Source organism: Streptomyces sp. TRM68367, assembly GCF_014495685.1.
GTDB lineage: Bacteria > Actinomycetota > Actinomycetes > Streptomycetales > Streptomycetaceae > Streptomyces.
The window spans coordinates 1-18,272 of record NZ_JACTVI010000011.1; the positions used below are offsets into that span (position 1 = coordinate 1).

Here is an 18,272-nt window from a genome sequence, read left to right on the forward strand (position 1 = left end):
TGGCCTGGCACGTACGCGAGGCGGACATCGTCGTCGCGGCCGCCGGCTCGCCCGGACTGATCACCAAGGACATGCTGCGCCCCGGCGCCGCGGTCCTGGACGTCGGCATCACCCGCACCGACCAGGGACTGCTCGGTGATGTGCACCCGGAGGCCGCCCAGGTCGCCGGCTGGCTCGCGCCCATGCCCGGAGGCGTGGGCCCCATGACCCGGGCCATGCTGCTCGCCAATGTCGTCGAGGCCGCGGGGAGGAACGCCGACACAGCATGAACGTGCCGGCCCGCGAGGTCGCCCTGTGCTCGGCGGGCCCCACCTCGCTGCCGGCGGCGACGGGTCGCTGACGCCCCTTCCTCGCGCGGAACACGGGAGGAAGGGGCCTTCGCTCCGCCGAGCCGGTCGCCGACTGGCCGCCGCCGATGGGCCGGTTGAGCGAGCAGGTGCCCGTGCCGAAGTCACACAACCCCGGAAAAAACACACAGACACCAGGGCTCAGCAGATCCTAGGAGAACAGCGGGTACAGGCCTGATCGTTGGCGTATCGCCGCTGTGTACACGTCCACGGTCGCGGACGCCGCCGTGTCCCAGCCGAAGGACCGGGCGTGCCGGGCCGCCGCCTCACCCATCCGGGTCGAAAGCGCCGGATCGTCGGCGAAGCGGCCCAGCGCCCGCGCGTACTCGGTCCGGGACGTGCCCCGGCACGAGCACACCGCTCGCCCCGCCCCGAACAGCCACCGGCAGACCGCCCACCTCGGCCGCGATCACCGGCGTGCCGCAGGCCTGAGCCTCCAGGGCCACCAGGCCGAAGGACTCGCTGTAGGACGGCATGACGAGCACCGACGCCGCCCGGTACCAGTCCGCGAGCCGGGCCTGTCCGAGGGCGGGTGGAACAGGACCACGTCGGAGACACCGAGCCGTGCCGCCAGCTTCTGCAGGCCCTCCGGCTCGGTCAGACCGGATCCGCTCGGCCCGCCCACCACCGGCATGACGAGCCGCTCGCGCAGCTGCGGCCGCTCCGCCAGCAGCCGGGCGACCGCGCGCAGCAGAACGTCCGGTGCCTTCAGGTGCTGAATACGCCCCGCGAACAGCGGGACCAGCGCGTCGGGGGCAGCCCGAGGCGCAGACGGGCCGCGGCCCGCCCGGCCAAGACGCCGGCGGCGTCCGGCCGGAAGCAGTCCAGATTCACGCCCGGGTGGACGACGGTGACCCGCTCGGCGTCGGCGTCGTAGTGACGGATCAGCTCGGCCGCCTCGCTGCCGGTGTTGGCGATAAGCCGATCCGCCGCCGCCACGATCTGCGTCTCGCCCGCCACACGGGCCGCGGGCTCGGGTGTGTCGCCCGCAGCGAGGGCGGCGTTCTTGACCTTGGCCATGGTGTGCATGGTGTGCACGAGCGGGACGCCCCAGCGTTCGGCGGCGAGCCGGCCGACGTGGCCGGAGAGCCCGTAGTGCGAGTGGAGCAGGCCGTAGTGCCCGGGACGCCGACCGGCCCACGCCCGCATCAGTCCGTGTGTGAAAGCGCACAGGTGTGTGGGCAGGTCTTCCTTGGCCGAGCCCTCGTAAGGCCCGCCTCCACGTGCCGGACGAGAACACCGGGCGCTAGCTCGACCACGGGCGGGACCGCGGCAGAGGTGTCCCGGGTGAAGATCTCCACCTCGACGCTCGCGGCCGCCAGGCGCCTGGCCAGCTCGACGACGTAGACGTTCATCCCGCCCGCGTCACCGGTGCCGGGCGGCGCGGACGGCGCCGCGTCACCGGGCGTCCGCATGGTGATGGCCAGCGGTCTGCCGCCGAGCCGGATCTCCAGCGGCTCGGCGGCGACCAGCGTGTCCGCCCGGGCGCCGACAGCGCGCGCCCTCCCGGATCCGCAGCACGCGTCGACGCTCGGTGCCTCGTCCATGCCGGGGCCCCGCTCAGCACTCGATGATGTTGACGGCGAGGCCGCCCCGGGCGGTCTCCTTGTACTTGACGGACATGTCGGCGCCGGTGTCCTTCATGGTCTTGATGACCTTGTCGAGGGAGACCTTGTGGGAGCCGTCGCCGCGCATGGCCATCCGCGCGGCGGTCACCGCCTTGACCGCGGCCATGCCGTTGCGCTCGATGCACGGGACCTGCACCAGCCCGCCGACCGGGTCGCAGGTCAGGCCCAGGTTGTGCTCCATGCCGATCTCGGCGGCGTTCTCCACCTGCTCCGGGGTGCCGCCGAGCACTTCGGCGAGCGCGCCGGCCGCCATGGAGCAGGCCGAGCCGACCTCGCCCTGGCAGCCGACCTCGGCGCCGGAGATGGAGGCGTTCTCCTTGAACAGCATGCCGATGGCGCCGGCGGCGAGCAGGAAGCGGACCACCCCCTCCTCGTCCGCGCCGGGCACGAAGTTCATGTAGTAGTGCAGGACGGCCGGGATGATGCCGGCCGCGCCGTTGGTCGGGGCCGTCACCACCCGGCCGCCGGCGGCGTTCTCCTCGTTCACGGCCATCGCGTAGAGGGTGATCCATTCCATCGCGCGGGCTGCCGGGTCGCCCTCGGCGCGCAGTTGGCGGGCCGTCATGGCGGCGCGGCGGCGCACCTTCAGCCCGCCGGGCAGCAGGCCTTCGCGGGACATGCCGCGGGCCACGCAGGCCTGCATCACCCGCCAGATCTCCAGCAGACCGGCGCGGATGTCGTCCTCGGTGCGCCAGGCCCGTTCGTTCTCCAGCATCAGCGCGGAGATGGACAGGCCCGTGTCGCGGGTCAGGCGCAGCAGTTCGTCGCCGGTGCGGAAGGGGTACTTCAGTACGGTGTCGTCGAGCTTGATGCGGTCCGCGCCGGCGGCGTCCTCGTCGACGACGAAGCCGCCGCCCACCGAGTAGTACGTCTTGGTCAGCAGCTCGGCGCCGGTGGCGTCGCGGGCCCACAGGGTCATGCCGTTCGCGTGGTACGGCAGCACCTTACGGCGGTGCAGGACCAGGTCCCCCTCGAAGGAGAAGGCGACCTCCTGGGCATCGCCGATCTCGACACCCAGCAGCCGCAGCCTTCCGGTCGACTTTATCCGCTCGACATCGCCCTCGGCCTGGAGGACATCGACGGTGTGCGGCTCGTTGCCCTCCAGCCCGAGCAGTACGGCCTTGGGCGTGCCGTGGCCGTGGCCGGTCGCGCCGAGGGAGCCGTACAACTCGGCGTGGACCGTGGCGGTCCGGGCGAGTACGCCGACCTCCTTCAGACGGACGACGAACATGCGGGCCGCCCGCATCGGGCCGACCGTGTGGGAGCTGGACGGGCCGATGCCGATCGAGAACAGGTCGAAGACCGAGATGGCCACGGTCACTCCTCAAGAAGGGGGCACACCTATTTGTTCAGGCCGGGGTACAGGGGGTGCTTGTCCGCCAGTGCCTTCACACGCGCCTTGAGCGCCTCCGCGTCGTACGACGGCTTGAGTGTCTCGGCTATGACGTCCGCGACCTCCGCGAAGTCCTCCGCCTGGAAGCCGCGGGTGGCCAGGGCCGGGGTGCCGATCCTGAGCCCCGACGTCACCATCGGCGGGCGCGGGTCGTTCGGGACCGCGTTGCGGTTGACCGTGATGCCGACCTCGTGCAGACGGTCCTCGGCCTGCTGCCCGTCCAGCTCGCTCTCGCGCAGATCGACCAGGATGAGGTGCACGTCCGTGCCGCCGGACAGGACGTCGACGCCGGCCGCGCGGGTGTCGGCGGCCGTCAGCCGCTCGGCGAGAATGCGAGCGCCGTCAACCGTGCGGCGCTGGCGCTCCTTGAACTCCTCGCCGGCGGCAACCTTGAAGGAGACCGCCTTGGCCGCGATCACATGCTCCAGCGGGCCGCCCTGGAAGCCCGGGAAGACGGAGGAGTTCAGCTTCTTCGCGAACTCCTTCCGGGCGAGGATGATGCCGCCGCGCGGCCCGCCCAGCGTCTTGTGGGTGGTGGAGGTGACCACGTCCGCGTACGGCACCGGGTTCTCGTGCAGCCCAGCCGCGACCAGACCGGCGAAGTGCGCCATGTCCACCCACAGATACGCCTCCACCTCGTCGGCGATCCGACGGAACTCCGCGAAGTCCAGCTGCCGCGGGTAGGCAGACCACCCGGCGATGATCACCTTCGGTCGGTGCTCCTTGGCCAGCCGTTCCAGCTCGGCCATGTCGACCAGGCCGGTGGCGGCGTCCACGTGGTAGGCGACCACGTCGAACTGCTTGCCGGAGAAGTTCAGCCGCATCCCGTGGGTCAGATGGCCGCCGTGGGCCAGGTCCAGGCCGAGGACGGTGTCGCCGGGCTGGGCCAGCGCGAACAGGGCGGCCTGGTTGGCGGAGGCGCCCGAGTGCGGCTGCACGTTGGCGTACTCGGCGCCGAACAGCTCCTTGACCCGGTCGATGGCGATCCGCTCGGCGACGTCGACATGCTCGCAGCCGCCGTAGTAGCGGCGGCCGGGGTAGCCCTCGGCGTACTTGTTGGTCAGGACCGAGCCCTGCGCCTGCATGACCGCGACCGGCGCGAAGTTCTCCGAGGCGATCATCTCCAGGGTGGACTGCTGGCGATGCAGTTCGGCGTCGACCGCGGCGGCGACTTCGGGGTCGAGCTCGTGCAGGGGTGTGTTCAGGGCGGACATACGGTCTCCTCAGTCGGCGATGTACGGGCGGTGCACGGGAACGCGGCACGGGGCCTCAGACGTGGGACGGGGCATCAGCGGAACACCACGGTGTGGTGGCCGTTGAGCAGGATGCGGCTCTCGCTGTGCCACTGCACCGCTCGCGCCAGTACTCGCGCCTCGACGTCCCGGCCCATGGTGACCAGCGCGTCGGGGTCGTGGGAGTGGTCCACGCGGACGACGTCCTGCTCGATGATGGGTCCCTCGTCCAGGTCGAGGGTGACGTAGTGGGCGGTGGCCCCGACGAGCTTGACTCCCCGTCGGTGGGCCTGGAGGTAGGGGCGGGCTCCCTTGAAGCTGGGGAGGAAGGAGTGGTGGATGTTGATGGCCCGGCCCTCCAGCCGCTTGCACAGGTCGTCCGAGAGGATCTGCATGTAGCGGGCGAGGACCACGAGGTCGATCTCGTAGCGCTCCACCAGCTCCAGCAGTTGTGCCTCCGCCTCCGCCTTGGTCTGCGGTGTGACGGGGATGTGGTGGAAGGGGATGCCGTGGCTCTGCGCGAGCGGCTCGAAGTCCCGGTGGTTGGAGACGATCACCGGGACCTCGATGTTGAGGGCACCGGTGCTCCTGCGGAACAGCAGGTCGTTCAGGCAGTGGCCGTACTTGGAGACCATGATCAGGGTGCGGGTGGGGGCGGCCGCGTCGTACAGCCGCCAGTCGATCCGGTAGGTCCCGGCCAACGGTGCGAAATCGGCCCGCAGGCGCACCAGTGACGTCTCCGGGTCGGAGACGTCGAAGTGCACACGCATGAAGAAGCGGCCCTGCAGACGGTCGTCGAACTGCTGGCTCTCCAGGATGTTCCCGGAGTGCTGGACGAGGAAGCCGCTGACGGCGTGGACCAGTCCTGCCTGGTCGGGACAGGAGAGGGTGAGGACGAACTCGCGGCCGGGGCGGGGGCGAGAGGGCACAGCATCCTCCGGTGGTGCGTATTGAGCAACGTGGCGAGCGATACGCAACATGGTCCAGGGAGGAGAGGGTCCGGTCAAGGGTGTGTCTTGACAGAAGTCCGCCGGGCGGGCTTTCTAGGGCGTGTTGTGTAATGAGAAATACACATCGCTATGAGAAACACACCACACGCCAACACACCGCGGAGCGCCATCGATGACCCGCAAGGCCCCTGCTGAGGATCCCGGCGACGCCCGACTGCGGGTGAGCCCACCGAAGGACTACGCCGCCGGCATTCCGGCGGTCACCTCGTCGCTGCGCCACGCGGGCACCCAGATGGGCCCGCGCCGTGGCCTGCTCACCCTGCTCCGGGTCAACCAGAAGGACGGCTTCGACTGTCCGGGCTGTGCCTGGCCCGAGCCGGAGCACCGGCACCGCGCGGAGTTCTGCGAGAACGGGGCCAAGGCCGTGGCGGAGGAGGCCACGCTGCGCCGGGTCACTCCGGAGTTCTTCGCCGAGCACGGCCTGGAGGAACTCGCCGGCCGCAGCGACTACTGGCTCGGACAGCAGGGGCGCCTCACCCACCCCATGTACCGTCCGGCGGGCAGTGACCACTACCGTCCGATTTCGTGGGAGGACGCGTTCGCCGTCGTCGCCCGGGAGCTCGCCGCCCTCGACCACCCCGACCAGGCCGCCTTCTACACCTCCGGCCGGGCGAGCAATGAGGCCGCCTTCGTCTATCAGCTGTTCGCCCGGCTGCTGGGCACCAACAACCTGCCGGACTGCTCCAACATGTGCCACGAGTCCAGCGGTTCGGCCCTCGTCGAGACGATCGGCATCGGCAAGGGGAGCGTCACCCTGGAGGACCTTCACGAGGCGGACCTGATCCTCGTCGTCGGCCAGAACCCCGGCACCAACCACCCGCGGATGCTCTCCGCCCTGGAGCGGGCCAAGCGGCGCGGCGCCCGCGTCATCGCGGTCAACCCGCTGCCCGAGGCCGGCCTGCTGCGGTTCAAGAACCCCCAGCGGCCGTCCGGCATCGTCGGTGGCGGCACCCAGCTGGCCGACCTCTTCCTGCAGATCAGGCTGGGCGGCGATCAAGCCCTGTTCCAGGCCTTCAACCGGCTGTTGCTGGAAGCGGAGGACGAGGCGCCGGGCACCGTCCTCGACACCTCCTTCATCGCCGCGCACACGCACGGTTTCGAGGCCTGCGCCGAGCATGTCCGCAAGACCTCATGGGAGGACGTCCTGGAGGCCACCGGCCTCTCCCGGGACGAGATCACGGGCGCGTTCTCGGAGATCCTCGCCGCCGAGAAGACCGTCGTCTGCTGGGCGATGGGCCTCACCCAGCACCGCCATTCCGTCCCCACCATCCGTGAGGTCGTCAACTTCCTCCTCATGCGCGGCAACATCGGCCGTCCCGGCGCCGGGCTGTGCCCGGTGCGCGGCCACTCCAACGTGCAGGGCGACCGGACGATGGGTATCCACGAGAAGCCGAGTGAGGCCTTCCTCGACGCGCTCGGCACCGAATTCGGTTTCGCACCGCCACGTCATCACGGTCACGACGTGGTCGAGACCATCCGGGCCATGCGCGACGGCCGGGTGAAGGTCTTCGTGGGGCTGGGCGGCAACCTCGTCGCTGCCGCCCCCGACACCGAGGTGACGGAACAGGCGCTGCGCCGCTGCCGGCTGACCGTGCAGATCTCCACCAAGCTCAACCGCTCCCACGCGGTCACCGGGGAGCAGGCGCTCATCCTGCCCTGCCTGGGCCGCACCGAGGCCGATCTGCGGCCCTCGGGGCCCCAAGTGGTGACCGTGGAGGACTCCATGGGCATGGTGCATCTCTCGCGGGGACGGCTCGCCCCCGCCTCCGATCACCTCCGCAGCGAGGTGGCGATCATCTGCGGGATGGCCCGGGCCGTCTTCTCTGACCGCAACCCCCAGATGCCCTGGGAGGCGTTCGAAGCCGACTACGACCGCGTCCGCGAGCGCATCGCACGCGTCATCCCAGGATTCGAGGAGTTCAACGACCGAGTGCGCCGACCCGGCGGCTTCGCCCTGCCCCACCCGCCCCGGGACGAGCGCCGCTTCACGACGGCCACCGGCCGGGCCAACTTCACCGTCAACCCACTGGAGTTCCCGCGCGTACCGGACGGTCGGCTGCTGCTGCAGACGGTGCGTTCGCACGACCAGTACAACACCACCATCTACGGACTGGACGACCGCTACCGCGGCATCCACCAGGGACGCCGCGTGCTGTTCGTGCACCGGGAGGACCTCGCCGCCCGCGGGCTGGCCGACGGCGACCTCGTCGACATCGTCGGTGAGTACGAGGACGGGGTGGAACGGCGGGCACCGGGTTTCCGCGCCGTCGCCTTCTCGACACCGCGCGGCTGCTGCGCGGCGTACTTCCCGGAGACCAACGTCCTGGTGCCCCTGGACTCGACGGCGACCATCAGCAACACCCCCACGTCCAAGTCCGTCGTGGTCCGGCTGGAGCCCGCCGCCGGGGTGTGAGGCCCCCTTGACAGCGCTTTTCCGGGGTTGAAGAGTGTTCCCAAGTGCGCCATGCGCAACGATCGGTGGGCTGGGTCGCTGAGCGCATCACCCTCGTTCACACGGAAGTCCCCCGAGGAGCTCGACGGTGAACGCGCCTGTGAAACCCGCCCCGGCCCGCGATGAACTCCCGGACCCGCGCCCCACAGAATCAGTGAGCCTCCTGGAGGGCTGCTCCAGGAGGCTCACTGACTCCTGATTCGCGGACGCCTGCCTCTACGTGGTGCGCGCCTCGACCGTGCTGTCCTCGGCCTCGTTCGACGAAGCCCCGTTCTCCAGGCCCTCCTCGAACGCCGTGACGGCCTGGTCGATGAGTCGCTGCTCCTGCTTCTTGCGCCGGGCGTCCAGATAGGCCTGACGTTCTTGGCGGAAGGACTTGAGCGTGGCGATGCTCATTCCGATCATCACCAGGCTGAAGGGCAGCGCGGTGATGATCGCCGCCGTCTGCAGCGTGCTCAGCGACGCGGTTCCGGTGCCGCTGGCCACCAGCAGCGCGATCGCCACGGCCCCTTCGGAAGCGGCCCAGAACACGCGGCTCCACACCGGCGGCTCGGGGTTGCCGCCGGAGGCCAGCATGTCGACGACGTAGCTTCCGGAGTCGGAGGAGGTGACGAAGAACAGCACGATCAGCAGGATTGCCGCCCCGGCGACGAAGGTACCGCCCGGCAGCGTGTCGAGCAGCTGGAAGAGCGCGCTGTTCGTACCGACCGTGCCGTCCTCGCCGACCAGTCCGCCGTCACCGACCGTCTCGCGGTGGAGTGCCGAGCCGCCGAGGACGGCGAACCAGACGAAGGTCAGCAGAGTCGGCACCAGCAGCACGCCCGTGACGAACTCGCGAACGGTCCGGCCGCGGGAGATACGGGCGATGAAGACGCCGACGAACGGAGCCCAGGAAATCCACCAGCCCCAGTAGAAGACCGTCCAGCCGCTGACCCAGGCGGTGCCCTCCTCGCCCTGGGAGGCGCCGGTGTCGAAGCTCAGTGCGAGGAGGTTCTGCAGATACGCGCCGATGTCCTGGACGAAGACGTTGAAGATGAACAGCGTCGGGCCCGCGACGGCCACGAACACCATCAGCAGGCCGGCCAGGGTCATATTGATGTTCGACAGCCACTTGATGCCCTTGCCGATGCCCGTGACCACGGAGATGGTGGCGATCAGGGTGATGCCGGCGATGAGGGCGATCTGAAGGGGCTTGCCGGGGTCGGTCGCCCATCCCTGGGACTCCAGTCCCGCGGAGATCTGCAGGACGCCGAAGCCGAGCGAGGTGGCCACGCCGAAGAGGGTGCCGACGACGGCGATCGCGTCTATGACGTCACCCCAGGCGCCCTTGATCCGCTCGCCGAGGAGCGGCTCCAGAGCCCAGCGGATCGAGACGGGACGGCCCTTGCGGTGCACGGCATAGGCGACGCCGAGGCCGACCACGACGTAGATGGCCCAGGGGTGGATTCCCCAGTGCAGGAACGTCTGGACCATGGCGAACTCGCTCCGCTCGGCCTGGCCCTCGCCGATGCCCGGCCTGGGCGAGACGAAGTGGTTCAGCGGCTCGGCGACACCCCAGAAGACCAGCCCGATGCCCATGCCGGCGGCGAACAACATCGCCAGCCACGAGCCCAGGCCGAACTCGGGATCCTCGTCGTCCTTGCCGAGCTTGATGTCTCCGTAGCGGCCGATGCCGACCCAGAGGACGAAGATCACGAAGAGTGAGACCAGGGCGGTGTAATACCAGCCGAGGTCGGCGATGATCTCCTCCTGCACCGTGCTGATGACGTCCTGCGCGGAGTTCCTGAAGATCGTGGCGTAGAGAACGAAGGCGAGAATGATGATCGCGGACGGCCAGAAGACGCGCGGTGCGATCGAGGCCGTGTGGGACCGGGGCTCCGCCTCTTCTTGATCCGAAGTGTCGGCTGGTGATTTCGACATCTGGGGAGCAGCCATGCTCACTTTCCTTCTGTCGTCGGGCTGGGGCATGGTGGGTCGGACGCTGTCGTCCGGCCCTGGTGGTCTCAGCGGCTTCCACCGACTCGGACCGCCTCACACTGGGCGGCACCGCGTGGGACTGTTGCGCAGTAAGAGATTCTCATCTGATTGCGCAACAGCGAACACTCCTTGCGTCTCGCCGTCAAGGCCCTTCGCACCAGTCGCCGGGCTCTCGACCAGCATCGAAATCGCCCTGTGACCCTCGGGGCGACTCGCTGCCGCCGGGCACCCCGTACACGGTCCGCCCGAGCACCATCGTCGGCGCGGAGCCGCGCTTGCCGGCGACCGCGACGCGACCGCACAGCAGGAACGAGAAGACGATGCCGGCCACCCCCGCGGTCAGCGCCTGCCAGAAGGAGATCCCGAAGCCGAGCGCGAACGCGCCGTAGCTCGGCCCGCGCCCGGAGACGTCGGCCCCGACCCAGGGCCGGAACAGCGCCCGCGGAGTGCCCTTGCGCTCGGCGTCCCCGATCACGTCCAGGCCGTGTGTCTCCACCCGGAGCCGCCGGGCCGCGGTGCGCTGTCGAGGGGGCCGTCATGGTCGACCTGCCTGTTCGAGAGGGCGGGCGGAAGCCGGGTGGACCCGGACTCCGACCTCGGCCTGACCGCCGCACAGCGCGCCGAGCAGGCCCGCGAGGGCGGCAGGCCCGGCCAGTCCCAGCACCTGCGCGAGGTGCCCAGAACTCCGGTGCAGGAGGAACTCGACCGCTGACGACGGCGGACACATCAGGGACGACGACGGACGACCGTGGACGACAGCGACGACGACAGGAGTGCCCCATGGTGCGCAGGAAGATGGAAGGCGACGAGCAGCAGCGCGCGGCGGCGGCCCGCGAGGCCCACAGGGCCGGCGAGGCGCCCAGCGCCCGCAGCGTGACGACCGGGGCGTCGAAGCAGCGCGCGCACCGCGGCTGCGCGCCGCACGAGGAACGGATCGCCGCCCGTCACCGCGGCAAGCAGCAGTGGCGTCCCGGTGACCCGGCCCAGCGGGAGGGAAGGGGCCGCACCGCGCCGGACACGGAACCGACCTTCGCCGGCCGTCAGCCGCCCGACTACACCGACCGGCACGAGCAGGTGTTCCGGTCACTGAGCGGGGCCCAGGAGCGCCACGGCGGCGAGGCCGTCCACCTGGACGAGATCGCCCGCGCGTCGGGGCTGCCCCCGGACGAGACCCGGACCCTGCTGCACGACTGGCCCAGGTCCACCGCCTGGTGACGGAGCTGGTGGGAAACGACGAGCCGGACCTCGGACCGCGGTACGAGGTGAAGCCCCGGCTGTGAGGCGGAGCGGTACCGCAACCGCTCCGCCGGGGCGGCCGGTTGACTGATCCGGCGAGGGCCGCACGGGATCTTGACGGCGTCGATGTTACCGGTAACATCGACGCCGTCGATGTACGACGCCATCCGTGCCCGTCCCCCACGCCGCCGTGGGCCGTCATCCGGAGTCCGCGTGAGAGACCAGACGACCGCACCGCGCGAGACCCGTGTCCAACAGGCTTCGCACGCCCCGGTGTTCAGCCCGGCCGCCGTGGTCGCGTCCTGCGTGGGCTTCGTGCTCATCGGCGCGCTCCAGGCCCTGTACGGGCCCGCGATCCCCGCCCTGCGCGAGGAGTTCGGCCTGAGTCCCTCGGCCGCGGGGCTGGGGCTGAGCGCGCACTTCGTCGGCGGAGTGGCCGGTGTGCTGCTCTTCGACCGGCTGTACGGCCGGATGAGCAACCGGCGGCTGCTCGGCGGCTCGTACCTGCTGATGGCCGTCGGCGCGGCGGGGTTCGCCCTCGCGCAGAACTGGCCCACGGCCCTGGCCATGGCGCTGCTGGCCGGGCTGGGCTTCGGCGGGATCGACTACGGCCTCAACCAGCTGTTCGCCGTCGGTTTCGGGCACCGTTCGACCGCCATGCTGAACATCCTCAACGCCCACTTCGGGGTGGGCGCGATCCTCGGCCCCGCGCTGATCGGCGCGGTCGGCGCGGAGCACCATCCGGCCGTCTTCCTGGGCTTCGCGCTGCTCAACCTGCCGCTGCTGCTGTGCCTGCGGGGCGTACGGGACGAGGCACCGCAGCCGGCCGGGGCGGGCCCGGCGTCCGTCGCGCGGCCGCTGGGCCGCAGCCTGGGCTCGGTCCTCGCCGTGTTCGTCGCGCTGTACGTCCTGCACGTCGGCATCGAGGCGGGCGTCGGCGGCTGGGAGCCCACGCACCTGGAGACCGTCGGCTACGGCGCGGGCGTCGCCGCCACCGCCACCTCCGTGTACTGGCTCATGATGACCGTCGGCCGTTTCCTCGTCGCGCCGGTCGCGCTGCGCTTCTCCGCGCAGGCCATCATCACCGTGTCCTGCGCGGGCATGACGGTGTGTCTGCTGCTGGCGACCGTGCCGGCTCTCGCCCCGTACGCCTACGCCGGTGTCGGTCTGTTCATCGCGCCGATCTTCCCCACCGGGCTGCCGTGGCTCCACCGGGCCGCGCCGCAGGCCCGCCGGGCGGGCGCGGTGGTCATCGCCGCCTCGATGGCCGGCGGGGTCGCGGCGGGCCCGGCGCTGGGCAAGGCCATCGAGTGGTCCGGGATCCGCGCGGTGCCGCTGCTGCTGTGCGGGGTGTCGGTGCTGTGTCTGGCCGCCACGGTCTGGCTGATCCGCGCGACCAGAACCCGCTGACCCTCGCGACCAGAACCCGCTGACCCTCGCGACCAGAACTCGCTGTCCCACGCCGCCTGAGTCCGCTGATCCCCGCCACCCCGACCGCGCTGATCCCCGCCACCGGAACTCGCTGAAATCCGCCACTCAAACTTGCCGACCCGACCCCGTACTTCGAAGCGAAGGGAAGCTCCGCATGCCCGCTCTGACGACGACGTCCGACGGTTTCCTGCTGCACGGCGAGCCGCTGAGGATCATCTCCGGCGCGCTGCACTACTTCCGCGTCCACCCCGACCAGTGGACCGACCGGCTGCGCAAGGCCCGGCTGATGGGCCTCAACTCGGTGGAGACGTACCTCCCGTGGAACCTCCACCAGCCGGATCCGGACGGCCCGCTCGTCCTCGACGGCTTCCTCGACCTGCCCCGCTTTCTCCAACTGGCGTGCGACGAGGGGCTGCACGTGCTGCTGCGTCCCGGCCCGTTCATCTGCGCCGAGTGGGACGAGGGCGGCCTGCCCGCCTGGCTCACCGCGGATCCGGACATCCGGCTGCGCTCCAGCGACCCGCGGTTCACCAAGTCCGTCGACCGCTACCTCGACCTGCTGCTGCCCCCGCTCCTGCCGTACATGGCGGCCTCCGGCGGCCCGGTCATCGCCGTGCAGCTGGAGAACGAGTACGGCGCCTACGGCGAGGACGCCCCGTACCTGAAGCACCTGGCCGACTCGCTGCGTTCACGCGGCGTCGAGGAGCTGCTGTTCACCTGCGACCAGGCCGACCCCGCGCACCTGGCCGCCGGCGGCCTGCCCGGCGTACTCGCCACCAGCACCTTCGGCAGCCGGGTCGAGCAGTGCCTCGGGCGACTGCGCGAGCATCAGCCCGAAGGCCCGCTGATGTGCGCCGAGTTCTGGATCGGCTGGTTCGACCGCTGGGGTGGTCCGCACCATGTACGGGACGCGGCGGACGCGGCCGCCGACCTGGACCGGCTGCTGTCCGCGGGGGCGTCCGTGAACATCTACATGTTCCACGGCGGCACCAACTTCGGCTTCACCAACGGCGCCAACCACAAGCACGCCTACGAGCCCACCGTCACGTCGTACGACTACGACGCCGCGCTCACCGAGTGCGGTGACCCGGGCCCGAAATACCACGCCTTCCGCGAGGTCATCGCCCGCCACGCGCCCGTCCCCGACGAGCCCGCCCCGGAACCCGGCCCCAAACTCCCGCCCGCCACCGTCCGGTTGGACCAGCGGGCGCCGCTGTTGCCCTACGCGGGCGCGGCCACCGACCCGGTGCGCGGCGACGACCCGCTGACCATGGACCGGCTCGGCCACCGCACCGGCTACGCCCTGTACCGCACCACGGTCGCCGCGTCCGGCGACGGCCTGCTGCACTTCGCAGGCGGGGCCGGCGACCGCGCGCAGGTCTTCCTCGACGGCGCCCCCGTCGGCGTACTGGAGCGCGAACGCCACGACGAGACGCTGCCCGTGCGCCTGCCGCGCCCCGGTGCCACGCTGGAGGTCCTCGTCGAGAACATGGGCGGCGTCAACTACGGGCCCCGTATCGGCGCCCCCAAGGGCCTGCTCGGGCCGGTCTCCTTCGACGGCACCGTCCTGCGCGGCTGGGAGTGCCGCCCGCTGCCCCTGGACGACCTCGCGGCGGTGCCGTTCGCCCCGGCCGACGAGGCGACAACGGCCGTACCGGCGTTCCACCGCGGCACGTTCGAGGTGGACGTCCCCGCCGACACGTTCCTCGCCCTGCCGGGCTGGACCAAGGGGCAGGCCTGGGTCAACGGCTTCCACCTGGGCCGCTACTGGAACCGCGGCCCGCAGCGCACCCTGTACGTCCCCTCCCCCGTGCTGCGCCCCGGCACCAACGAGGTGGTCCTGCTGGAGCTGCACGGCACCACAGCGGCCCGCGCCCTGCTGACCGACACCCCCGACCTCGGACCGGAGAACACCTGGTGATGCACGTGTTGCGCGTTCCCGCGCCCGCCGCTCCCCCACTGACCGGACACCTGCCCTTCGCGGACGCGCCGGGCGCGCCCGACCCGATCGAGGTCACCAGCCGCTGGCTGACCCGCGGCGGGCGCCCCTGGTTCCCGGTCTCCGGCGAGTTCCACTACTCCCGCTACCCTGCCCGGGACTGGGAGGAGGAGCTGCTGAAGATGAAGGCGGGCGGGGTGACCGCCGTGGCCTCCTACGTCATCTGGATCCACCACGAGGAGGTGGAGGGCCGGGTCCGTTTCGACGGCGACCGCGACCTGCGCCGTTTCGCCGGGCTGTGCGCCCGCCACGGCCTGGACTTCATTCCCCGCATCGGCCCCTGGTCCCACGCGGAGGTACGCAACGGCGGTCTGCCCGACTGGCTGCCGGCCCGCGGCTGCACGCCCCGCACCGACGACCCGGCCTACCTGGAGCCCGTACGCGCCTGGTTCGCGGCGATCGCCGGGCAGCTGCGCGGCCTGGACCGGGCGAGCGGCGGGCCGATCGTCGCGGTTCAGATCGAGAACGAGCTGTACGACCAGCCCGGCCACCTGCGCACGCTCAAGCGCATGGCCCAGGAGGCCGGGCTGAGCGCCCCGCTGTGGACGTCGACCGCCTGGGGCGGGGTCCAGTTGCCGGGCGAGGAGTTGCTTCCGCTGTACGGCGGCTATCCGGAGGCGTTCTGGACCGAGGCGGACGGCGGCTGGCCCGACACCTGCCGCAAGCACTTCTTCTTCACCCACCAGCGCGACGACGAGGGCATCGGCGCCGACCTGCGGCCCACGACCGTGCGCGGCGGCGCCCCCGACGCCCTCGCCGACCGGTTCCCGTGGGCCACCTGCGAGCTGGGCGGCGGCATGGCGGTGGCGTACCACCGCAGGCCGCGGGTGGAGGCGGCCGACATCGGCGCGCTGGGGCTGACCAAGATCGGCTGCGGTTCGGTGTGGCAGGGCTACTACATGTTCCACGGTGGCACCAATCCGCCCGGCGAGCTGACGACCCTCCAGGAGTCGCACGACACCGGCTACCCGAACGACCTGCCGGCCCTGACGTACGACTTCCAGGCGCCGCTCGGCGAGTACGGCCAGGTGCGGCCGTCGTACCATGAACTCCGTGTGCAGCACCTGCTGTTGGCCGACTTCGGGCAGCGCATCGCCCCCATGGAGTCGGTGCTGCCGAAGCGGCGGCCGGGCGGGCAGCACGACCGGGACACGCTGCGGTGGGCCGTGCGCTCCGACGGCGCCTCGGGCTTCCTGTTCGTCACCAACCACCAGCCGCACGAGCCGCTGCCGGACCACCCTGAGACGACGTTCACCGTCGAATTCCCCGACGCCCCCGCGCTGACGCTGCCCAGCAGCCCCGTCACGGTTCCCGCGGGCGCCTACTTCTGCTGGCCGCTGCGGCTCGACGTCGGCGGGCTGCGGCTGGAGTGGGCCACCGCCCAGCCGGTGTGCACGGTCGACGCGGACGGCCGTACGGTCCTGGTGCTGGCCGCCGCCGACGGCATCGCGCCCGAACTCGCGCTGGCCGAGGGCACGGTGGCGTCGGTCCGGGCGCCTTCGGGGGACATCGCTCCCGTCGGCGACCGGATCCTGGTCACCGGGCTGCGGCCCGGCACCGACGCCCTGGTCGAGGTGGACACCGCCGACGGCGGGCGGGTCGGCCTGCTCGTCCTGGACGCGGCGACGGCACGAACCGTCTACCGGGGCGTGGCCTGGGGTGCCGAGCGGCTGGTGCTGTGCCCGGACGGGGTGGTGTTCGACCCGGACCGGGGTGAGGTACGGCTGCACAGCTCCGCCGAGCGGCCGTCGTTCGCGGTGCTGCCCGCGCCGTCACAAGGCCTGGGGGTGCACGGGGCGGACGTGCGCGAGGCGGCGGACGGGGTGTTCACCCGGTACACGATCGACGCCGGCTCCGCGCCCCGTGACACTGCTGCTCCCGTCACCCTCGTACGGCCCGCACGTCCCGCCCCCGAGCCCGTCACCGGCGTGCTGGGCCGGGCGAGCGTGCCCGACGGCAGGTTCTTCGGCGCGGTGGCCGCCGAGTACCGCGTCGACGTGCCGGAGGACCTGCCCGAGGGCACGCTGCTGCGCGTGCGCTGGACCGGGGACGTGGCGCGGGCGTACGTGGGCGATGTCCTGGTCGCCGACCAGTTCTTCTCGGGCCGCGGGTGGGACATCGGCCTCGGCCGGCTGCCCGCCGGGGTGCGCTCCGACGGTCTGCGGCTGCGGGTGCTGCCGCTGGCCGCCGACGCCGCGGTGTACGTGCCGGGGCAGGCGGGCGAGGGGTGGCGTACCGCCGCCGTGGAAGGTGCCGAGTGGGTGTGCACGCGGTCGTGGCCGGTGCGGGCGGGCTGAGCACCGCCCGCTGCTCGGCCCTGGCGGCCGGGCGCCCAGGGCGCTGTCTCCCTCGGGCCCGCCCCGGCCCCGCCCGGCCTATGCTGTGATCCTGCCGGGCGGGACCGGACCGCCGTACCGACGTCGAGGAACACGACCGCCATGACACCGAGCGCCGCCGACGGCTCCGTCCCCAAGTGGCGCAGCAGGCGCAACTTCGCGGGGTCCCGACCCGTGATGGACGACGTGGCCCGGCTGGCCGGTGTCTCCAAGCAGACCGTCTCGCGCGTGCTCAACGACCATCCCGCGGTGCGCCCCGCGACCCGCGAGGCGGTCCTGGAGGCGATGCGGTCGCTCGGCTACCGGCCCAGCCGCAGCGCGCGGTCGCTGGCCAGCGGCCGGACCCGGATGCTCGGGGCCATCTCCTTCGACGCCGCCCGCTACGGCCCCGCCGCCATCCTGACCGCGATCAACGCCGCGGCCCAGGACGCCGGTTACCTGGTCAGCTCCATCGCGCTGGACACAGCTGATCACGCCACCGTGGTGGAGGCCGTCGACCGTCTGTCGGCGGAGGGCGCGGACGGCGTGATCGCGATCGCCCCGCAGCGGTGGGTGGGGCAGGCCCTGGCGGACACCCGCCTCGACACGCCGCTGGTGGTGCTGGAGAACGCCCTGGACGACGGCACGTGGCTGGTCACCGGCGACTCCCGGACCGGCGCCCGCAAGGCCACCGAGCATCTGCTGGGCCTCGGGCACGGCACCGTCCGGCACATCGCGGGCCCGTCCGGCTGGACGTCCGCCGACCACCGCCTGGAGAGCTGGCAGGCCACGCTGAAGGCGGCCGGTGCCGAGGTCCCCGCTCCCCTCGTCGGCGACTGGAGCGCGGACTCCGGGTACGCCCTGGGCCGCCTGCTGGCCCGGGACCCGGACGTGACGGCGATCTTCGCGTCCAACGACCAGATGGCCCTGGGCGTGCTGCACGCGCTGCACGAGACCGGGCGGCGCGTGCCCGATGACGTGAGTGTGGTCGGCTACGACGACATCCCCGAGGCCGCGCATCTGCTGCCGCCGCTGACCACGGTGCGCACGGACTTCGCCGAGATCGGCACCCGTTCCCTGCGGCTGCTGCTCAACCGCATCGACGGCACCGCCGAACCACCGCAGGCCGACTCGCTCGTCCCCGTCGACCTGGTGGTGCGCCACAGCAGCGGTCCGGCGCCCGGCCGCTGACGCGTGCGGCAGGGTGGGCCGGCAGGGTCAGGGCTGTTGTGAAGGTGGCGCCCGCGAGAGG

Annotated in this window: 11 protein-coding genes and 3 pseudogenes; 8 read left to right on the top strand and 6 right to left on the bottom strand. The window is 71.7% G+C overall.

Features of this window, described 5'->3' with window-relative positions; all coding sequences use genetic code 11:
* Nucleotides 1-269, top strand: a pseudogene (locus H8R17_RS10525) (bifunctional methylenetetrahydrofolate dehydrogenase/methenyltetrahydrofolate cyclohydrolase); the annotation flags it as partial.
* A 229-nt stretch (nucleotides 270-498) separates the two neighbouring features.
* Here the strand turns inward: H8R17_RS10525 and mshA are convergent.
* The 4 genes and pseudogenes from mshA to purU all read right to left on the bottom strand — a co-directional run bounded on the left by mshA (nucleotide 499) and on the right by purU (nucleotide 5,529).
* Nucleotides 499-1,762 (bottom strand): annotated as a pseudogene (gene mshA / locus H8R17_RS10530) (D-inositol-3-phosphate glycosyltransferase).
* A gap of 145 nt (nucleotides 1,763-1,907) precedes the next feature.
* Entirely contained in the window at nucleotides 1,908-3,290 is a 1,383-nt protein-coding gene (locus H8R17_RS10535; RefSeq protein ID WP_187822888.1) for an L-serine ammonia-lyase, read from the bottom strand.
* Nucleotides 3,291-3,316: 26 nt separating this feature from the next.
* A complete protein-coding gene (gene glyA, locus H8R17_RS10540) occupies nucleotides 3,317-4,582 on the bottom strand; it encodes a serine hydroxymethyltransferase (RefSeq protein ID WP_223124871.1) in 1,266 nt (421 codons plus the stop codon).
* A 74-nt stretch (nucleotides 4,583-4,656) separates the two neighbouring features.
* On the bottom strand, nucleotides 4,657-5,529 hold the full coding sequence (purU, locus tag H8R17_RS10545) for a formyltetrahydrofolate deformylase (RefSeq protein ID WP_187822889.1): 873 nt from the start codon (nucleotides 5,527-5,529) through the stop codon (nucleotides 4,657-4,659).
* A 193-nt stretch (nucleotides 5,530-5,722) separates the two neighbouring features.
* Here purU and H8R17_RS10550 point away from each other — a divergent pair, with 193 nt between their 5' ends.
* The gene (locus tag H8R17_RS10550; RefSeq protein ID WP_187822890.1) at nucleotides 5,723-8,023 is read left to right on the top strand and encodes an FdhF/YdeP family oxidoreductase; all 2,301 of its coding nucleotides are present in this window, start codon (nucleotides 5,723-5,725) and stop codon (nucleotides 8,021-8,023) included.
* A gap of 255 nt (nucleotides 8,024-8,278) precedes the next feature.
* Here H8R17_RS10550 and H8R17_RS10555 read toward each other — a convergent pair whose 3' ends face one another.
* Nucleotides 8,279-9,997, bottom strand: a complete 1,719-nt coding sequence (locus tag H8R17_RS10555) for a BCCT family transporter (protein WP_262505174.1) — start codon at nucleotides 9,995-9,997, stop codon at nucleotides 8,279-8,281.
* A 262-nt stretch (nucleotides 9,998-10,259) separates the two neighbouring features.
* Nucleotides 10,260-10,535 (bottom strand): annotated as a pseudogene (locus H8R17_RS10560) (cytosine permease); the annotation flags it as partial.
* Between the two features lie 81 nt (nucleotides 10,536-10,616).
* Between H8R17_RS10560 and H8R17_RS10565 the strand changes: the two are divergent.
* The 6 genes from H8R17_RS10565 (at nucleotide 10,617) to H8R17_RS10590 (ending at nucleotide 18,211) form a co-directional block, all read left to right on the top strand.
* Nucleotides 10,617-10,751, top strand: coding sequence for a hypothetical protein (locus tag H8R17_RS10565; protein WP_262505175.1), 135 nt, complete (start codon nucleotides 10,617-10,619; stop codon nucleotides 10,749-10,751).
* Between the two features lie 68 nt (nucleotides 10,752-10,819).
* Nucleotides 10,820-11,254 (top strand): hypothetical protein, encoded by a 435-nt coding sequence (locus H8R17_RS10570; protein ID WP_262505176.1) that lies wholly within the window; start codon nucleotides 10,820-10,822, stop codon nucleotides 11,252-11,254.
* Between the two features lie 294 nt (nucleotides 11,255-11,548).
* Nucleotides 11,549-12,685: an MFS transporter gene (locus tag H8R17_RS10575; RefSeq protein WP_399476562.1), complete on the top strand. Its 1,137-nt coding sequence runs from the start codon at nucleotides 11,549-11,551 to the stop codon at nucleotides 12,683-12,685.
* A gap of 175 nt (nucleotides 12,686-12,860) precedes the next feature.
* Complete coding sequence (locus H8R17_RS10580) at nucleotides 12,861-14,627, top strand: beta-galactosidase (RefSeq protein ID WP_187822891.1); 1,767 nt, start codon at nucleotides 12,861-12,863, stop codon at nucleotides 14,625-14,627.
* Nucleotides 14,627-17,002, top strand: a complete 2,376-nt coding sequence (locus H8R17_RS10585; RefSeq protein WP_187822892.1) for a beta-galactosidase — start codon at nucleotides 14,627-14,629, stop codon at nucleotides 17,000-17,002. The genes H8R17_RS10580 and H8R17_RS10585 overlap by 1 nt, the downstream gene beginning before the upstream one ends.
* Nucleotides 17,003-17,143: 141 nt before the next feature.
* Nucleotides 17,144-18,211 (top strand): LacI family DNA-binding transcriptional regulator, encoded by a 1,068-nt coding sequence (locus H8R17_RS10590; RefSeq protein WP_187822893.1) that lies wholly within the window; start codon nucleotides 17,144-17,146, stop codon nucleotides 18,209-18,211.
* Nucleotides 18,212-18,272: the final 61 nt, after the last annotated feature.